The sequence below is a fragment of the Bacillus nitroreducens genome, from assembly GCF_964021195.1.
Window position 1 is genome coordinate 3,414,649 of record NZ_CAXHYI020000003.1, and the last position, 17,533, is coordinate 3,432,181.

A 17,533-nucleotide genomic window follows, 5' to 3' on the forward strand; every position below is an offset into this window, starting at 1 on the left:
ATGAAAACACTCTATTTTGACTGCTTTTCTGGAATTAGTGGGGATATGGTAATTGGAGCATTACTTGACTCAGGTGCAGACCCACATCATCTTGTTGAGGAGTTAAAAAAACTACATTTTCAAGATGAATACGAATTGAATTGGAAAAAGGTCATCAAAAACGGAATTACTTCAACAAAATTTAATGTTATTTTAAAAAGTGATACCCATGGTCATAATCACGACCATCATCATGAACACACTCATGAACATGACCATGGACATACTCACGATCATGTTCATAGCCATCACCATGAGCATACTCACGATCATGACCATAGTCATCATCATGAACATACACATGATCACGATCATCATCACCACCATGACCATTCACATCGTGCCTATAAAGATATAGTAAAAATGATTGAAAATAGTGAATTAGCCCCTGAAGTAAAAGAAATGTCACTAAAGATTTTTAGAAAAATCGGTGAGGCAGAAGGGCTCATTCACGGACTACCTCTAGAGAAGGTCCATTTTCATGAAGTAGGTGCTGTTGACTCCATTATTGATATAGTTGGAGTAGCTATTTTACTAACACAACTTAACATTACTACGATAAAATCTTCTCCAGTACCTGTTGGTACAGGAAGAATCCATATTGATCACGGAATTTATCCAGTTCCAGCACCTGCAACACTTGAAATTTTAAAAGGAGTTCCAATTGAACAAAGTGATATACGATTTGAGCTTACGACTCCAACTGGGGCAGGGATTATTTCTGTACTTACGGATGAATTTTGCAGCCTTCCATCGATGAAAGTTTCTTCAATCGGGTATGGTGCAGGTACAAAAACATTTAAAGACCGACCTAATGTTCTTCGTGTAGTTATTGGAGAATAATTCAAGAAGAGTCCCTACAGAGATGTGGGGACTTTTTTTCATCTAACATCTGTTTATTGACACATATTCGTTTACACTGTATAATTATCTTGAATTTAAGATATTTTAACCAAAGGTAATTTTAATTTCATATTAAATCATTAACTTCCTGTAGATAATATAAGGGACAGTTATATTGGAGGCATATAATTATGAACGGTTTAAAAGGAATCCACCACGTTACAGCCATCACAAGTAGTGCAGAAAAAAACTATGAGTTTTTTACTTATGTATTAGGAATGAGATTGGTAAAGAAGACTGTGAATCAAGACGATATCCAAACCTATCATTTATTTTTTGCAGATGATACAGGCAGTCCAGGTACTGACATGACTTTCTTTGATTTTCCTGGTATTCCAAAAGGAAAACATGGGACAAATGAAATAAACAAAACATCATTCCGTGTACCAACCGATGAGGCAATCGATTATTGGGTAAAACGTTTCGACCGATTAAATGTGAAACATTTTGGAGTAAAGGAACAATTCGGGGTAAAAACACTATCTTTCGTTGATTTTGATGACCAGCAATATCAATTAGTTTCAGATGAACATAATAAGGGAGTTGCTTCGGGGACACCATGGCAAAAAGGACCCATTCCATTAGAATATGCGATTACAGGCTTAGGACCATTATTCATTCGTACAGCGCATTTTGATTTCTTTAAAGAAATGCTTGAAAAGGTTCTACAGTTCAGAGAAATTGCACACGAGGGTTCATTCCACTTATTTGAAGTAGGTGAAGGTGGAAATGGAGCTCAAATTGTCGTTGAGAATAACACGATACTCCCTCCAGGGCAACAAGGTTTTGGGACAGTTCACCATGCCGCTTTTCGTGTCGAAGATAAATCAGTGCTTGACGAGTGGGATAAACAATTACGCACGTTCGGTTTCCAAACATCAGGTTTTGTAGATCGTTTCTTCTTCGGATCACTCTATTCTAGGGTAGCACCTGGAATCCTATTTGAATTCGCTACAGATGGTCCAGGGTTTATGGGAGATGAACCATATGAAACTCTAGGTGAAAAACTTTCTTTACCACCATTCTTAGAGCCAAAGCGTAAAGAGATTGAAAATTACGTTCGACCAATCGATACTGTTAGAAGCACAAAGGAGTTTATAAAAGAGTAATTTTTATTAGAGATGTCTCATTTTGCTAATGGGGCATCTTTTTTATTTCCAATATTGACTGGTTGGTTAGCCAAAAAAATGAACCAACACCAAATAGCCAAAGTACATAGGACAAAAGGAGTGAAACCTTATTTTCCTCTCGTTAATTTCTTCCATTCACACTGACTATCGAAGGAATTTATCGAATCCCATCGAAATTTGTCCTATTTCATTGTATAATAATCTGATGTAAGATAATAAGTTTTGAAAGGATGATGTCCAATGATGGAATGGGCGTTAGTCATATTGTTTGGGATAGCAGCAGGGATGCTCATTTTATCCTATACTCTTACGAAAAAGGCAAAAAAGGCAGAGCAGCGAGAGCTTGAATTATATTCAGTTACATTCATGGAAGAAATCAACAAGCTTCAACAGCAAATGAGGAAACTTGAGCTCGACAACGAAATACTTGCTAACCAAACAGGTATTGACACGACTGATCAAACACAGCGAGAACTGCTTCGTGATGTCCTCGATTTATATAAAAGAGGATACTCAATTGCAAGTATTGCAGATGAGAAGCAATTAAGTGAAATTGATATTCAATCCATGCTTTCTCCTTTTATGAAACAAACGGAAGGGAGAAAAGTTGCCCAATGAATGCTAAAATATTGACTAGTTTTGCTTCTGGGCTTTTCCTTGCAACAGCAGTTTGTGCAGTTGTTTATTTTTTTGGGCCAGAACAAGCAAAAAGTACAAAAGCTGAGGAAAAAACATCGATTGAGGAATTAAAAAGCCGTCTAATCACTGAAGGCTATGTCGTACAAACAGAAGAAGAGTGGAACCAAGCAATTGCTGAAGCAAAAAATCCTGTAGAAGCAGAAGCACCACAAAAAGAAGAAAAAGCTGACACTACTAAGGAAGAAACCCAGGAAGAACCAACTGAGCCAGAAGTTCATACCACAGTTATAACCGTTTCAGAAGGTATGACAAGCTATGAGGTAGGTAAAGCCCTTATCTCAGCAAATATTATTAGTGGGGATGCATGGGATTTTGCCTATTTAGTAGAAGAAAAAGGTGTTGCAAAATACTTAAAGCTTGGCAGTTTTGAAATCAACAGCAATATGACAACAGATGAGATTATTTCAACCATCTTTAATAATAAGTAAGTCAACAGGAAAGACCAAATTTCATTGGAGAATGAATCATTTGGTCTTTTTCTTTTTCAAGAATTTTGGACATTTTTCGTGAAACATTTTGTGAAACAAGAAAATTCGGGCGATAATAGGCACAAAAAGTAGGTATTTCTCACAAAATATAGACAATTGTTATCATTTTGACTTTGCTTACATAGTATAGAGTAAAGATAAAATTTAAAAATAAAATTGTGAAATGACCATAAATTGGATTTTGACTGTTTTATAAATATGATTGTTGTCAAGAATGAATGATAATAAATAAGCTAATGGGGTGATACGAAATGTATACCAATAAAGCAATTCAGGTTCTTGACCGTATGCGTTTATCAAATGGTGCTTACACAGCAAGTTTATCAAATGATTATAGTTATGTATGGATTCGAGATATAGTATATACCGTTCTTCCTTTCATTAATGAACCATCTGAAAGATATGCGAAGGCTTACCATGCGTTACTTGATATGTTTCGAACATATGAGTGGAAGATTGATATCCATCGGAAACAAAAACCAATCTATTTGTTTGAATATATCCATTCAAGGTATTCTACAGAACTTAAAGAACTGCCTGTGGAATGGGGGCATGCTCAAAACGACGCAATAGGCGCGTTTCTATGGGGAATTGGTGAAGGATACCGACTCGGGCAAAAAGTAATCCGTGATAAAAAAGATATAGAAATTGTTCAAAAACTCGTTGACTATCTAGAATGTCTTCAATACTGGCAGGCAAAAGACAATGGGATGTGGGAGGAAAACATGGAAGTCCATGCTTCAAGTATAGGAGCGTGTGTTGCTGGACTAAATGCCGTGAAAATCCTTGTAAATGTGAAAGATGATCTCATTAAAAAAGGAGAAGAAGCTCTCCGAAACCTCTTACCTAGAGAGAGTGAAACAAAAGACACTGATTTAGCACTGCTCTCGCTTGTCTTCCCATACAGGGTAGTGGAACGCGACACTGCGCTGAAAATTGTTGAAACCGTTTCCTCAAAGTTAGAGCGGACATATGGTGTCATCCGCTATGAGAATGATCAATATTATAATGAAGGTAGCGAAGCCGAATGGTGTTTTGGTTTCCCATGGTTAGGACTTTGTTATCTAGAATTAGGTCAATTTAATAAAGCAAGTGAATACATTGAAAAAACAAAACGGATAGTACCTGATAATTGGGAAGTCCCTGAACTCTATGTTGGGGGAACAAATAGACCAAATGGAAATACTCCATTAGCATGGTCGGTCGCAATGTCCTATATTTTCCTAACTAAAATAGAAGATATGGTTCAACAAAAGATATCTTAAAAAGCTGCAAATGCAGCTTCAGAGTGTAGAGAAAGGGGTATTTTTTCTCTACACTTTTTGTTTTCGGTGGTTTTTGTAGTTGTAAGTTGACATTATTCTTTATCAAAAATCTTGAAAATATCACTCCCAACCATCTAGCCTTGCTTGGCTAGGTGGTTGGCAATCTTTTTCATGTTCTGGCAGGCTGCTGTAAGTAATACCTGCTCACTAGCATTTTTAATTCCCCGTAACCTACAGTAGCGAAGCCCATGCAGCTCTTTTGAGTCTGCGAAGCTTCGCTCTACGGTTTCTTTTCTAAACTTATAAAGAATTTTCCCTTCTGGAGAGAGGCGATTTAGCCTCACCTTATCTTTATGATCTTCCCAAACATGACGAGTAACAACTTTTTGCTTATTCTGGGATCTAGTGCATTGTTCAAGAAGAGGGCAGGTTGAACATTTCTTGGGATCTGACTTGTACTCTCGGTAACCTTCTCTTGTAGTTGAACGATATGTTAGTTCCTCGCTATTTGGACAAACATAAATGTCATTTTCTTTATTATATTTAAACTTCCATTTTGGAAAGAGTCCTTTTGTTGGTTGATACCTTCTATGGGCAATAACTCCAAAGATCTTACGATCTGATAATCCTTTGCAAATCGGATTAGTTAAGTATCCAGAGTCAAGAGCAACAGCTTCCACATTAAAGTTAAATCGTAAGATTTGACGATCTAAACGGCTAAGATATGGTATTGAATCATGGACATTACCTGGAGTTACGAATGCATCAGTTATAATGTTAAACTTCAAATCTGTTGTCCGATGGTCTAAATAACAGAACATCTCTTGCTTATTGTCTCGCGACATAAACCCACTTTCTGGATCTGTGGTACTTACTCTAATCTCTTTTGTTTCTTTCACCTCCTCCTTTTCCTTTAAAGGCTTTTTTCCATGTTCAGCACGATCTTCTTCAATTGCCTTATTTAACTCATTTAAATATTCACGAGTTTCTACTTCAACTTCTTCCCTTGTAAATTTATGTTTATTCGCATTAGCTTTGAGATGAGTGGAGTCCGTAAATAAGACTCTTCCGCCAACCATTTTGTGATTCATTGCAAGAAGAACAATTTCATCAAAGATTTCTTGGAAGATGTCTGTATCTTTAAAACGCTTATGGCGATTCCAGCTTATTGTGGAATGATGTGGTACAGGATCTTTAAATCTGAGACCTAAAAACCAACGATATGCGACATTAAGTTTTATCTCTTGTTCAAGTTGTCTTTCGGAACGGATACCATAAAAATATCCAATAAACATCATTTTAAAAAGAACAAGAGGGTCGATCGAAGGTCGACCATTATCTTCAGAGTAGTAAGGTTTTACTCTCTCAATTATAAAAGAAAAATCTATGTATTTATCTATTTTTCGTAACAGATGGTTATCTGGAACAAGCTCGTCAATTGATACAAATTCAATTTCATTTTGTGTATTTTCCCTAGTATTTAACACAATATCACCAACCCTAATTTATTAACTATATTATAACATATTAATGCGGTGAATTAGTAAAGTGTATCAAAAGAATAAAGGCTGTCGAGACTTTCTCGACAGCCTGAAGCTGCAAATGCAGCTTTTTTTTTGTGATAAACCATTTATTATTCCTCATAAAGATAAGCCTTTTCCACCAAGTTATATTAATATAATAAATAACGCGATTACCACTATGGATATAATGTTATTCTAATATAACTCATTTCTGTGAATAATTGTAAAAAACTCACATTAATCAATATTTTAATGTAAGCGATTTCAATATCTTATCTTCATCAAAATAATATTTTTTTGCTGTTTCTACCAATTACGACAATAAAAAACATTATTCGCTAAAGGAATATTTTAGCTTATGGACGAATTAATATAATATAGTGAAACAGTAATGCCTATCTTCGTTTTACGAAGATTTCATACAAAAAGCTAAAATTATTGGTATTACTAACGTTCTCATTACATATATCAAAAGGAGGATACCATGATGAATTCAATCGCTGAAAAAGAGATTGAACTTTTCCCAAGTGAATTTGATCTATATTTGTTTCATGAGGGAACTTTATTAGAAGCCTACAATATGCTTGGTGCCCACATCATGTCCTATAAAGGAAAAGATGGTGTTCGCTTTTCGGTATGGGCCCCACATGCTAAAGCAGTGTCAGTCGTCGGGGATTTTAACAACTGGGAGGGAAGTAATCATGAACTTGAAATGATCCCAAACTCTGGAGTCTGGATTGGGTTTATTCCAGGCTTAAAAGAAGGTGATCTTTATAAATATGAGATCACCACTGCAAATGGTGAAAAGAAACTAAAAGCGGATCCCTTTGCATTCTTTTCAGAAGTAAGGCCGAATACAGCATCAGTTGTGACCAGACTAGACCAGTTTGAGTGGAATGATAAAAAATGGATAAGAAATCGAGACAAAGCCGATTCCTATAATAATCCAATGCTCATTTATGAATTACATGCTGGTTCTTGGAAAAAGAAAGAGGATGGCAGCTTTTATACATATCGTGAACTCGCTGACGAAGTTATAGATTATTGTATAGAGCACGGATTTACACATATTGAATTAATGCCAATTATGGAACATCCTTTTGATTTGTCATGGGGCTACCAAATAACAGGTTTCTACTCCGTAACTAGTAGATATGGAAGTCCATTAGACCTTATGTATTTTGTTGACCAATGTCACCAAAATGGCATTGGTGTTATTTTAGATTGGGTTCCAGTACATTTTTGCCGTGACGAGCATGGATTAGGCCGATTTGATGGAACACCACTTTATGAGCCAGTTGATTCAAGACGTGCAGACCGACCTTTATGGGGCACATATAGCTTTGATTTTACAAAACCAGAGATTCATAGTTTTTTACTTTCTAATCTAGCTTTTTGGATGGATGTCTATCATATTGATGGCTTTCGAGTCGATGCAGTATCATCGTTAATCTTCCTTAACCATGATAACCCGCAACAAGAGAAGCTTTTTAATCAATTTGGTGGTGAAGAAAACCTAGAAGCCATTGATTTTATTAAAAAAGCAAATGAAGCCATGTTTAAAAGACATCCAGGAGTATTAATGATGGCAGAAGAGGCAACTGACTATCCTCTTGTGACAGCACCGACCTATGAAGGTGGATTAGGCTTTAATTATAAATGGAATATGGGCTGGGTAAATGATGTCCTTAAATACATGCGTTTACACCCAGCAGACAGACGTTATCATCATAATTTATTAACGTTTTCTTTTTTCTATGCATTTTCAGAAAATTTTGTATTACCTTTCTCCCATGATGATGTTGTCCATGGGAAGAAATCCCTATTAGATAAAATGCCAGGTGATTACTGGCAAAAGTTTGCTAACCTCCGATTGTTATTTGGATACATGATGACACATCCAGGGAAAAAGCTTCTTTTCATGGGTGGAGAGTTTGGCCAATTTTCAGAATGGAAGGAGCTTGAGGAGCTAGATTGGATGCTGCTAGATTATGATTCTCATAAAAAGCTTCAGACCTACTTTAAAGAACTTCAGCATTACTATCTCATGAATTCTAGTTTATGGAGAGTGGATCATGAACAAGAAGGGTTCGAATGGATTGATCCAGATAACCACGAACAATCTGTGATTACATTTATGAGACATGGAAAAAGAAAAGGTGATTATTCCATCATCGTGTGTAATTTTTCTACTGAAGTCTATGAAAATTATCGCATTGGTGTCCCTTCTACTGGAAATTATATCGAAATGTTTAACAGTGATTTAGAGCAGTTTGGAGGTTCTGGTCAGGTTAATGCGGATCCAATTCCAGTTGATAAGACACCAGCGCATAATCAACCATATAGCATGACAATTAAAGTTCCACCTTTAGCAATAAGTATTTTTAGAAAACAGACAAAAAAGCGAAAAAGAGGTGTCGTCGTAAAATGAGGTCAAAAAAGTGGATTGCAGTAGTATTAGCAGGTGGTCAAGGGTCAAGATTGGGGGAATTAACAACTACCCTGGCCAAACCCGCTGTTCCGTTTGGTGGAAAATACCGAATTATAGATTTTCCTTTAAGTAATTGTACTCATTCAGGTATTGATACAGTTGGTGTTATAACCCAATACCGTCCACATGTACTTAATAATTATGTAAGCAATGGACGTCCATGGGATTTAGACCGGAACAATGGGGGAGTAACAGTCTTACCACCATACCTTGGAAAAAATGGTGGGGATTGGTACAAAGGAACTGCTAACGCAGTCTACCAAAATATTCATTATATTGAGCAATATGACCCAGAATATGTTGTCGTTTTATCGGGCGACCATATATACAAAATGGATTATAGTAAGATGCTTCGTTTTCACCTTGAAAAAGATGCGGATGCGACAATCGCGGTTATTGAAGTTCCATGGGCGGAAGCAAGTCGCTTTGGAATTATGAATACCGATGATGAAAATAGAATTGTAGAATTTGATGAAAAACCAGCAAATCCAAAAAGCAACCTCGCTTCAATGGGGATTTACCTATTCAAGTGGAAACTATTAAAGCAGTATTTAATAGAAGATGAAGCAGATATTCATTCTTCCAATGATTTTGGAAAAGACATTATACCTAAATTACTAACTGATAATAATCAATTATATGCCTATCAATTTGATAGTTATTGGAAAGATGTTGGGACCATTGATAGCCTATGGGAAGCACATATGGATTTGTTAGATGATGCACCAGGCTTTGATTTACATGACCCTAGCTGGCCATTCTTTACTGGAATTGCCACTCATCCGCCACAATATATTTCATCAGCCGCAAAGATTTCCCAATCTTTAATTAATGAGGGCTGTATTGTACATGGTACGATTGATCACTCCGTACTGTCTTACAATGTACACGTTGGAGAGAACTCAATCATAAAAGATTCTGTCATCATGCCAAATGCTAAAATTGGAAAAAATGTGACCATTCACAAAGCCATTATTGCAAATGATTTATCTATCCCAGATGGAGCACATATTGGATCAGATGCCCCTGACGCTGCCATCACACTAGTTGGGGACAAAACCAATGTAAGACCATTAACAGTAAGCAAATAATAACAAACAGGTAGGAGAGATGGGATTGGAACGTGTAATTGGTGTAATAAATTTAGTAAACGATAAGCAATATTTAAAAGAACTAACACAGCATCGTTGTTTGGCAGCCGTACCATTCGGAGGAAGATATCGATTAATCGATTTTACGATGTCCAATTTTATTAATGCCCAAATTAAAAAAGTGGCTATTTTTACAAAGGACAAATACCGTTCCATTATGGATCATCTAGGAAATGGCAAGGAATGGGACCTTGATCGAAGAAATGGGGGGCTATTTATCTTACCGCCCATTCACTCCGACAAAAGTATAGTGGGTGACATTCAACAGCTTTATGATCATCTTGAATTTTTCAAACGATCACATGAAGACACTGTCATTTTATCTCCAGGACATCATGTCTATAAAATTAACTTTAACGACGTGATTAAAAGCCATAGAGAGAGCGGGGCAGACGTCACGATTGTATATAAGAAATTTGATGGGGAGCCAGTTGATAAGCCGATCTATCATACATGCTGTCTAAATGCAGAGGAGCAAGTGACGAATATAGAGCTCTATACAGCTCCAAAACAGGGGGATCCTATTTGTACGGAAACCTTTGTATTTTCAAAGAAATTGTTAATGGAGCTTATTAAGAAATGCTATGAAAATGGAGAATATGATTTTATACGTGATTTAGTCAAGGCAAATTTACCTCGTCTCCAGGTTAATAGCTATCATTTTGAAGGATATATGCCATTTATTCATTCCATCTCAAGTTATTATAAAACGAATATGGAATTCTTAAATCCGCAAGTAACAAAAGAATTTTTCTTTGACAACTGGGAGATTTATACGAAGACAAAGCATGAACCTCCAGTTAAATACTCGACAACGTCTAATGTTAGCAATTCACTGATTGCGAACGGAAGTGATATTGAGGGAACAGTTGAAAATAGTATCATATTCCGTGGTGTAAAAATCCGCAAAGGGGCAATTGTTAAAAATAGTATTATTATGCAAAAGAGTGTCATTGACGAAGGTTCATATCTTGACAATGTTATAACAGATAAACAAGTAAACATCACTTCTGAAAAAACAATCATTGGGGAGTTTAGCCCAACTGTAATTAAAAAAGCTGATATTATTTAACTTTAATGGGGGATAATCATGAACGTACTATTCGCAGCATCAGAATGTGCTCCATTTATAAAAACAGGCGGACTAGGAGATGTAATCGGTGCTCTTCCGAATGCATTACTACAGGAAGGTGTACACGTAGATGTCATCTTACCGAAATATGGGGATTTAGCACAAAAATATAAAGAACAACTTGTACTGGAACGAATTATTGAAGTTCCATTAGGATGGCGTAAACAATATTGTGGAATTGAAAAATTAGTTCATAACGGAATTTGCTATTATTTTTTAGATAATGAATATTATTTTAAACGCCATGGTAGTTACGGCTTTTATGATGATGGGGAACGATTTGCCTTTTTCTCAAGGGCGGTGCTAGAGGCCATTCCGTATCTTGGACAGAAACCAGATGTCATACATTGTCATGACTGGCAAGCAGGACCCATTCCACTTTTGTTAGATGCCCATTATTCGAATCATCCAGATTATCAAGGGATTAAGACTGTATTTACAATTCATAATTTACGTTATCAAGGGGTATTCCCGAAATCAGTATTAAGTGATTTACTAGATGTGAGTGATCGCTATTTCCATATTGATGGAGTTGAATTTTTCGGAAATATAAGTTATTTGAAAGCTGGACTTTCCTTTAGTGATACGATTACAACCGTTAGTCCTACCTATGCTCAGGAAATTCAGACAGCTTATTATGGAGAACAATTAGATGGATTTTTGCGAAAGCGAAATGAAGAATTATATGGAATTGTGAATGGGATTGATGAAGAAGAATATAATCCCGCTACTGACAAAGCAATTTTTTCGACATTCCATTCATATGAAGGAAAAATACAAAACAAACTGGCTTTACAGGAGCACCTCGGCCTGCCTGTAAACGTTGAGATTCCCGTGATCTCCATGATTACCCGACTTGTCGAACAAAAGGGGATTGACCTTGTTTTACATGTGTTTGAGGAGATTCTAAACCAAAATGTACAATTTGTTTTACTAGGTACAGGAGATAGCCAATATGAAGATGCATTTCGAGAATTAGCATACCGATATCCAACAAAAGTATCGACAAACATCTTTTTTGACGAAAAACTATCACGAAAAATATATGCTGGTTCAGATTTATTTTTAATGCCTTCAAAATTTGAGCCTTGTGGGATTGGTCAATTACTAGCATTCCGCTATGGTACTCTCCCACTTGTAAGGGAAACAGGAGGACTTAGGGATACAGTTCAACCATATAATGAATTCACTGACCAAGGAAATGGGTTCAGCTTTGCAAATTACAATGCGCATGACATGTTATATACCATTGAGCGTGCCATTTGGTTCTACCGTTTCCAACCTAAGAAATGGAAAGAATTATCTGAACGTGCATTAAAACTTGATTTCAGCTGGGCTGCTTCATCAAAAGAATATTTGAAGCTTTACGAACAACTACTTCCAGTATTCGTATAAGAAAAACGTTAGGGGCAACCCTAACGTTTTTTACCGTTTTCGGCTCAATTGTGTCAGTGCAATTCGTCTTAAGGAAGAACTACTAAAGTCTGTTGGATTCCTTTTCTTCATTCGTTCACGAAGAGGATTATCATTAGAATGTAAGCTTTCTTCATTGTGATCATTCATCGGGAAACTCCTCCAATCAGTATAGGGTTATCTTCCCCAGAATGAATGGGTTTATTTCATACTTTATTGTTCTTTTTGGATTGGTACATTTCCAGGACGTTTCGGATGGCCTACTTTTCCTGCATCATCTGGACCTGTTAATGTATTTCTTTTATCTAACACTTTCCCAGTAAATTCAACTGGATTACGATTTGCCATGTTTTCACCTCCATTTGATAGGATGGTTGAAAAATGAAATTACATGACAAATATTATTTCTTTAGTGTGTAATATTTATTGACATTTGTAGTAGTCAGAGAATCATATAGTCTGTTTGCTATACTGTCAGCACCTGGTGTATCAAGACCTAGTTCCCACATCATCATGCCACCAAATCCGTGATTTAATGCTAACTTCGTTTTCCTGGACATCATTACTTGTCCGTTATAATGATAGGTTGTACCGTTCAGATTGACTGTATCATGTTCTGCATTTGCTGGATTCACCTTTACAATAGCATCATAAGAGAGTTGCTTACTATTAGGGTCTTCTGGCTGTGCATAAAGTGGGACACCTAAGACAAGTTTGCTCTTGGCCAATTTGTGTGTGTCAAACAACTTTGACCAGTAGGCAACGATACTTTCGGTAAAAGGATAGGGTGATAAATTCTCAGCATGATAACCACCGTCCCATTGCCCATCATATGCCATAATGTTTACATAATCTATTGATTGAAACATGTCTGTCTCATATTTTACATATGCAAGCTCGGTTAAGGTTTGTCCGTGAATTTTTGAATGAACCGCAATGGATAGCTCCTTATTGTTAGCATGCATTTGTTCACTTAACGATTTCATAAACGTATTCAAATTCTGGGCATCGGCATCTGTACGCGGATGTTCAAAATCAATATCAATTCCGTCTAAGTTTTCCCGTTCTACAATGTCATTGAGTTCATTTACGAGTCTGGCTTGAGATTCTCTATTGGCCAATGCAGCTGAAAAATAATCATAGGATTCGCCACCATTCATATGGAACCAGCCACCAACAGCTAGCATAACCTTTGTATCATGTTGATGTGCATTCTCGACCATTTTTCTCAGGTTTTGAACAGCATGGTCACCAGTAAACAAGACATGTCCATCCTTTGTTGGATGAACAAAGGAAAAAACAAGATGTGTGAGCTTCGAGTAATCTATTTGATTAGGATCGCGAAAATCCTGTACATATCCAATCAGTACCTTTGACTGTATTTTATCCAGTTTCGGTGTTTCTTTTGGTTTTGGAGGTTTTGATGATAAAGGTACTTCACTACCTATTTTCATTTCCTGTTGTTTTTCGCTTGTTAACCATGCACCTGTTAAGTAACCAGCACCAAATAGAACCAATAAAAAAAGAAGGATAATATATCGCTTGTTCATAATGTTGTCCTCCTGATTTTCATTATCTTCAAATTGTAACAAAAGGATTACATATAGAGTTGTGGTAATATCATCCTTATAAAAACATATTTTTTTGAGACATAAGTAAACTAAACATTATAGGTCTTGTTGATAAGGAGTAATGAAATGAGCATCCAACTTGAACAATACTTTAATCAAGCAATTGCACGTGCAAAACAGATGGTGATGGATGATATCCATCATTACTTAGAACAAAAAGAAACGGTCCCTTCATTTGAGCAATATTTACGTGAACGTGGGGCTTTCATCGAACAAATCTGGCTTAACGCTTGGCTGAATACAGCGACCCAGGCAACTATTTCAGAGAAAAAGGCCTATCTAGTCGAGCATGATTTTGACGTAGAAGGGGTTGGGAAAAAGCTCTTAAATAAATTATTTAGATCTGAGATACGGGATGTTGAATCTTATGATTTAATTGGATGGCTAGAAGTAAAATATGCAAATCAACCTGAGGAATGGAAACAAAACTATCTATCAGCAAGAACGGAGTATGAAGCCCGAATTAGGAAAAAAGAGGAACGCGAAAACAAGAGAAAATTCATGCTCAAACTTCATTATTATCTAAATGAAATCCTAAATGAGCATTACGACGAACTCTATTTAAAGATTCGTTATTTACTTGGGAGTCATTTAGCCATTGAGATTGAACAAAAGGGAACGGTTTTATCCTCTGATGATATCACATTTGCTTCCTATCTTTACGAAGAAACAGAACTTGCCCATAATCGTTATTTCTATCATGAAGATCTAGTTGAGCAATATGAGGACATCATATTACAGCAGTTAATGGATTTCGGTCCAAATTGGCTTAAATCTCACCTTCCAAAACATATGTTCGAAGAATGTATGAACAGCTTTAAAGAACCATTGACGGATGTATTCTTACAAGAAGCGGCATATGAAAATTTTTTAGATATACGTGATGACTTATTTGAAGATCTAGTAGAAGAATACGTACCAGACCTTGTCAAGCTTATAGATATTCCATTCGATTTGGAAACACATCGGATCTTATTTGAAAAGGATATTACCGAAAGAAGAGAACGAGCGGAAAAGGAAAAAGAAGAACTAAGGCGTCAAAAAGAAGAAGAACGTAGGATGATCGAAGATATCTTCGGACGTGCTTACAATTTATCACCTGGGCAAAATATCCAGTATGTTCTACATGTAGGCGAAACGAATACAGGAAAGACCTTTCAAGCCATCCAGAGAATGAAAGAAGCAGACAGCGGGATCTATTTAGCCCCATTACGATTATTGGCACTTGAGATTTATGAAACATTGAATGAAGAAGGGATTGCTTGTAACTTAAAAACAGGGGAAGAGGAGAAAGTTGTCGAAGGCGCTAATCATCTTTCAGCAACCGTTGAAATGCTTAGAGAGAAAGACTTTTACGATGTGGTTGTCATTGACGAAGCCCAAATGATTGCGGATAAGGATCGTGGTTTCTCGTGGTATAAAGCAATTACTACTGCAAATGCAAACGAGGTTCACATCATTTGTAGTTTTCATGCAAAATGGATGATACTTCAGCTACTTGGAAATTCAAATGTGGAAGTACATGAGTATCACCGAGATGTGCCATTAGAAATCGAGCCACAACTATTTCGTTTAAACCAGACAAAAAAAGGAGACGCGTTGGTTTGTTTTTCAAGAAGAAGAGTCCTTGAGACAGCTGCTGAACTCCAGAGAAGTGGACGTCGAGTGAGTATGATCTACGGTAGTATGCCACCAGAAACACGCAAAAAACAGATTCAACGATTTAATAATGGCGAAACAACTGTAATTGTTGCAACCGATGCGATTGGAATGGGATTGAACCTACCGATTAGGCGGATTGTGTTTTTAGAAAATGATAAATTCGATGGTACGAGAAGAAGGTTATTAACCTCGCAGGAAGTAAAGCAAATTGCAGGACGAGCGGGAAGACGAGGAATTTATGATATCGGAAAAGTTGCCTTTACGAGTGACATAAAAACAATGACACGTCTCTTGGAACAAGAAGATGCTCCGCTTGAAGGCTTTGCTATCGCACCGACAAATGCGATCCTTGAACGTTTTCAAAAATACTCTCGAAAAATGAGCATGTTTTTTTATCTGTGGGATCAATTTAAAAGTCCAGAAGGTACAAAAAAGGCCAGTCTTTATGAAGAGCGAATGCTTTATGAGTTGGTTGAAGATACCATCATTGAGGCAAAACTCTCATTACCTGACCTATATGGCTTTTTACATTTACCATTTTCATCAAATGAACCATCCCTAAGGACACAATGGAAAAAGACTCTAGAAGCAATTGTAGATGGGATACCACTACCTGAACCCATCGTTAAAGACTCAGGACTGGAAGAGCTTGAACTTTCCTATAAAGCTGTTGGCCTTCACTTATTGTTCCTTTATAAAATAGGAAAACAGACAGAAGCTCATTACTGGGAAAGGGTAAGGGAAGAAATAAGTGATAAGATTCATGAACATTTAAAATCTGGAATTCAATCCACCAAGAGAGTATGTAAGCGTTGTGGAAAGAACCTACCAATCGGCTTTTCATTTGCCATTTGTAATGAATGCTATTTCGAGAGGCGCCCAAGTAGAATCTAAAATGATTTCTTATCCAAATATAGCTCGAATTCCTTGATAAGCAAAATAAAGCCCGAAACCAATTAATGATAAACCTGATAAAAGAGAAATCCAAGTCAGAACGATACTATTTAAAAACTTTCGAAAAAAAGTGGTAAGTGCTGCTACGAAAACATCCCAAAGTGTAAGCCCAAGAAAAATCATGGAGCTATAAATAAGCAAATCACTGGTTCCATTTTCTTGGGCAGTTTTCGCTAGGACAGAGCCATAGATACCTAGCCAAAATAATATCGATAACGGACTCGTAATAGACATGACAAACCCAGTTAAAAAACATTTTAGAAGAGATTCTTTGTTTCGGTTATATTCTATTTCAATCGAATTAGCCCCTAGCATACTCTCAAATCCTGAATATAGAAGTACAAAACCGCCGAATAACCACAAAAACACTTGTACAGGTGGAAGTTCAAGAAAATGAACCAATCCCAAATAAACCACAAGCATGAAAATAGCGTCTGCTATCATTGAACCGAAACCAACCACCCATGCATGCCAAAACCCATTTTTTATTCCCTTATCTAATCGTGCTGAGTTAACAGGACCAATCGGAGCGGCCAGCGTCAAACCCAAAATGATATAACTAATTAATATGGTCACACTCAAACGCAATCACTCCATCCACAAAATGACAACTTGTACATTTTATGAAAAACGATAGAGTGTATTACTGTTTGTCCAAAAAAAATAGCAAAGTAAACTAAGAAATGTATTCATTCATCTATTGTTGATATCTACAAATAAATCAAATATACAGATGTAGAACAACACACAGGCTACCGAAAGATTGGACTGTTTTTGTATACAGTGCAAAGCAAGAAGCAACGAAACAAAAAAGACGTGAAGAAATGATATTGAACTTGTACAGGGATTCAAGAGAAAAGACTTATTCCAGGCCAATAAAAAAGTCAACTAGTTTTGCCTAGTTGATCTTTTTTTGTAATTTTTTATAAATATTTGTAAAATAATGAAACCTTTTAGCAAAGTTTGCCGTCTTAATGATTAGGGTAAAATTTGGATTTTTTTCCATCACTTTTCACTATCATTCATTGAAAGTAGAAATTAGAGATATTTTA

15 protein-coding genes are annotated in these 17,533 nt (G+C 36.5%); 10 read left to right on the forward strand and 5 right to left on the reverse strand.

Going from position 1 to position 17,533, the window contains the following annotated elements:
- From ACWPVE_RS20580 to ACWPVE_RS20600, 5 genes are all read left to right on the forward strand, one after another.
- Entirely contained in the window at positions 1-882 is an 882-nt protein-coding gene (locus ACWPVE_RS20580) for a LarC family nickel insertion protein (protein ID WP_453996646.1), read from the forward strand.
- 191 nt (positions 883-1,073) lie between these two features.
- A complete protein-coding gene (locus ACWPVE_RS20585; protein ID WP_453996648.1) occupies positions 1,074-2,051 on the forward strand; it encodes a ring-cleaving dioxygenase in 978 nt (325 codons plus the stop codon).
- A 261-nt stretch (positions 2,052-2,312) separates the two neighbouring features.
- Complete coding sequence (locus ACWPVE_RS20590) at positions 2,313-2,690, forward strand: hypothetical protein (protein WP_453996649.1); 378 nt, start codon at positions 2,313-2,315, stop codon at positions 2,688-2,690.
- Positions 2,687-3,199, forward strand: coding sequence for a hypothetical protein (locus tag ACWPVE_RS20595; protein WP_453996650.1), 513 nt, complete (start codon positions 2,687-2,689; stop codon positions 3,197-3,199). Before ACWPVE_RS20590 ends, ACWPVE_RS20595 begins: the two co-directional genes overlap by 4 nt.
- A 311-nt stretch (positions 3,200-3,510) precedes the next feature.
- Positions 3,511-4,524 (forward strand): glycoside hydrolase family 15 protein, encoded by a 1,014-nt coding sequence (locus ACWPVE_RS20600; RefSeq protein WP_453996651.1) that lies wholly within the window; start codon positions 3,511-3,513, stop codon positions 4,522-4,524.
- Positions 4,525-4,658: 134 nt separating this feature from the next.
- Here ACWPVE_RS20600 and ACWPVE_RS20605 read toward each other — a convergent pair whose 3' ends face one another.
- Positions 4,659-6,011, reverse strand: a complete 1,353-nt coding sequence (locus ACWPVE_RS20605; RefSeq protein WP_453990053.1) for an IS1182 family transposase — start codon at positions 6,009-6,011, stop codon at positions 4,659-4,661.
- A 523-nt stretch (positions 6,012-6,534) separates the two neighbouring features.
- Here ACWPVE_RS20605 and glgB point away from each other — a divergent pair.
- The 4 genes from glgB to glgA are packed head-to-tail and all read left to right on the forward strand — an operon-like array spanning position 6,535 to position 12,216.
- On the forward strand, positions 6,535-8,478 hold the full coding sequence (gene glgB / locus ACWPVE_RS20610; RefSeq protein WP_453997670.1) for a 1,4-alpha-glucan branching protein GlgB: 1,944 nt from the start codon (positions 6,535-6,537) through the stop codon (positions 8,476-8,478).
- Positions 8,475-9,629 carry a glucose-1-phosphate adenylyltransferase gene (locus ACWPVE_RS20615; protein WP_453996652.1) on the forward strand — a complete coding sequence of 385 codons (1,155 nt, stop codon included), beginning with the start codon at positions 8,475-8,477 and terminating at the stop codon, positions 9,627-9,629. The genes glgB and ACWPVE_RS20615 overlap by 4 nt, the downstream gene beginning before the upstream one ends.
- 25 nt (positions 9,630-9,654) lie before the next feature.
- A complete protein-coding gene (gene glgD / locus ACWPVE_RS20620) occupies positions 9,655-10,761 on the forward strand; it encodes a glucose-1-phosphate adenylyltransferase subunit GlgD (protein WP_453996653.1) in 1,107 nt (368 codons plus the stop codon).
- A gap of 18 nt (positions 10,762-10,779) precedes the next feature.
- Positions 10,780-12,216: a glycogen synthase GlgA gene (gene glgA / locus ACWPVE_RS20625; RefSeq protein ID WP_453996654.1), complete on the forward strand. Its 1,437-nt coding sequence runs from the start codon at positions 10,780-10,782 to the stop codon at positions 12,214-12,216.
- A 30-nt stretch (positions 12,217-12,246) separates the two neighbouring features.
- On the opposite strand, the gene ACWPVE_RS20630 is transcribed toward glgA, so the two are convergent.
- The 3 genes from ACWPVE_RS20630 to ACWPVE_RS20640 form a co-directional block, all read right to left on the reverse strand.
- Positions 12,247-12,384, reverse strand: coding sequence for a hypothetical protein (locus ACWPVE_RS20630; protein WP_453996655.1), 138 nt, complete (start codon positions 12,382-12,384; stop codon positions 12,247-12,249).
- 63 nt (positions 12,385-12,447) lie between these two features.
- Positions 12,448-12,582, reverse strand: coding sequence for a hypothetical protein (locus ACWPVE_RS20635; protein WP_453996656.1), 135 nt, complete (start codon positions 12,580-12,582; stop codon positions 12,448-12,450).
- Between the two features lie 53 nt (positions 12,583-12,635).
- The gene (locus ACWPVE_RS20640; RefSeq protein WP_453996658.1) at positions 12,636-13,784 is read right to left on the reverse strand and encodes a glycosyl hydrolase family 18 protein; all 1,149 of its coding nucleotides are present in this window, start codon (positions 13,782-13,784) and stop codon (positions 12,636-12,638) included.
- A 147-nt stretch (positions 13,785-13,931) separates the two neighbouring features.
- Here ACWPVE_RS20640 and ACWPVE_RS20645 point away from each other — a divergent pair, with 147 nt between their 5' ends.
- Positions 13,932-16,421, forward strand: coding sequence for a DEAD/DEAH box helicase (locus ACWPVE_RS20645; RefSeq protein ID WP_453996660.1), 2,490 nt, complete (start codon positions 13,932-13,934; stop codon positions 16,419-16,421).
- A gap of 9 nt (positions 16,422-16,430) precedes the next feature.
- On the opposite strand, the gene ACWPVE_RS20650 is transcribed toward ACWPVE_RS20645, so the two are convergent.
- Positions 16,431-17,063, reverse strand: a complete 633-nt coding sequence (locus ACWPVE_RS20650; RefSeq protein ID WP_453996662.1) for a LysE family transporter — start codon at positions 17,061-17,063, stop codon at positions 16,431-16,433.
- Positions 17,064-17,533 lie beyond the last annotated feature (470 nt).

What these genes read in the sequence shown, in the direction of transcription:
- ACWPVE_RS20580 (WP_453996646.1), top strand. Translation starts at nt 1, where the DNA reads ATGAAAACACTCTATTTTGACTGCTTTTCTGGAATTAGTGGGGATATG.
- ACWPVE_RS20585 (WP_453996648.1), top strand. Translation starts at nt 1,074, where the DNA reads ATGAACGGTTTAAAAGGAATCCACCACGTTACAGCCATCACAAGTAGT.
- ACWPVE_RS20590 (WP_453996649.1), top strand. Translation starts at nt 2,313, where the DNA reads ATGATGGAATGGGCGTTAGTCATATTGTTTGGGATAGCAGCAGGGATG.
- ACWPVE_RS20595 (WP_453996650.1), top strand. Translation starts at nt 2,687, where the DNA reads ATGAATGCTAAAATATTGACTAGTTTTGCTTCTGGGCTTTTCCTTGCA.
- ACWPVE_RS20600 (WP_453996651.1), top strand. Translation starts at nt 3,511, where the DNA reads ATGTATACCAATAAAGCAATTCAGGTTCTTGACCGTATGCGTTTATCA.
- glgB (WP_453997670.1), top strand. Translation starts at nt 6,535, where the DNA reads ATGAATTCAATCGCTGAAAAAGAGATTGAACTTTTCCCAAGTGAATTT.
- ACWPVE_RS20615 (WP_453996652.1), top strand. Translation starts at nt 8,475, where the DNA reads ATGAGGTCAAAAAAGTGGATTGCAGTAGTATTAGCAGGTGGTCAAGGG.
- glgA (WP_453996654.1), top strand. Translation starts at nt 10,780, where the DNA reads ATGAACGTACTATTCGCAGCATCAGAATGTGCTCCATTTATAAAAACA.
- ACWPVE_RS20630 (WP_453996655.1), bottom strand. Translation starts at nt 12,384, where the DNA reads ATGAATGATCACAATGAAGAAAGCTTACATTCTAATGATAATCCTCTT.
- ACWPVE_RS20635 (WP_453996656.1), bottom strand. Translation starts at nt 12,582, where the DNA reads ATGGCAAATCGTAATCCAGTTGAATTTACTGGGAAAGTGTTAGATAAA.
- ACWPVE_RS20640 (WP_453996658.1), bottom strand. Translation starts at nt 13,784, where the DNA reads ATGAACAAGCGATATATTATCCTTCTTTTTTTATTGGTTCTATTTGGT.
- ACWPVE_RS20645 (WP_453996660.1), top strand. Translation starts at nt 13,932, where the DNA reads ATGAGCATCCAACTTGAACAATACTTTAATCAAGCAATTGCACGTGCA.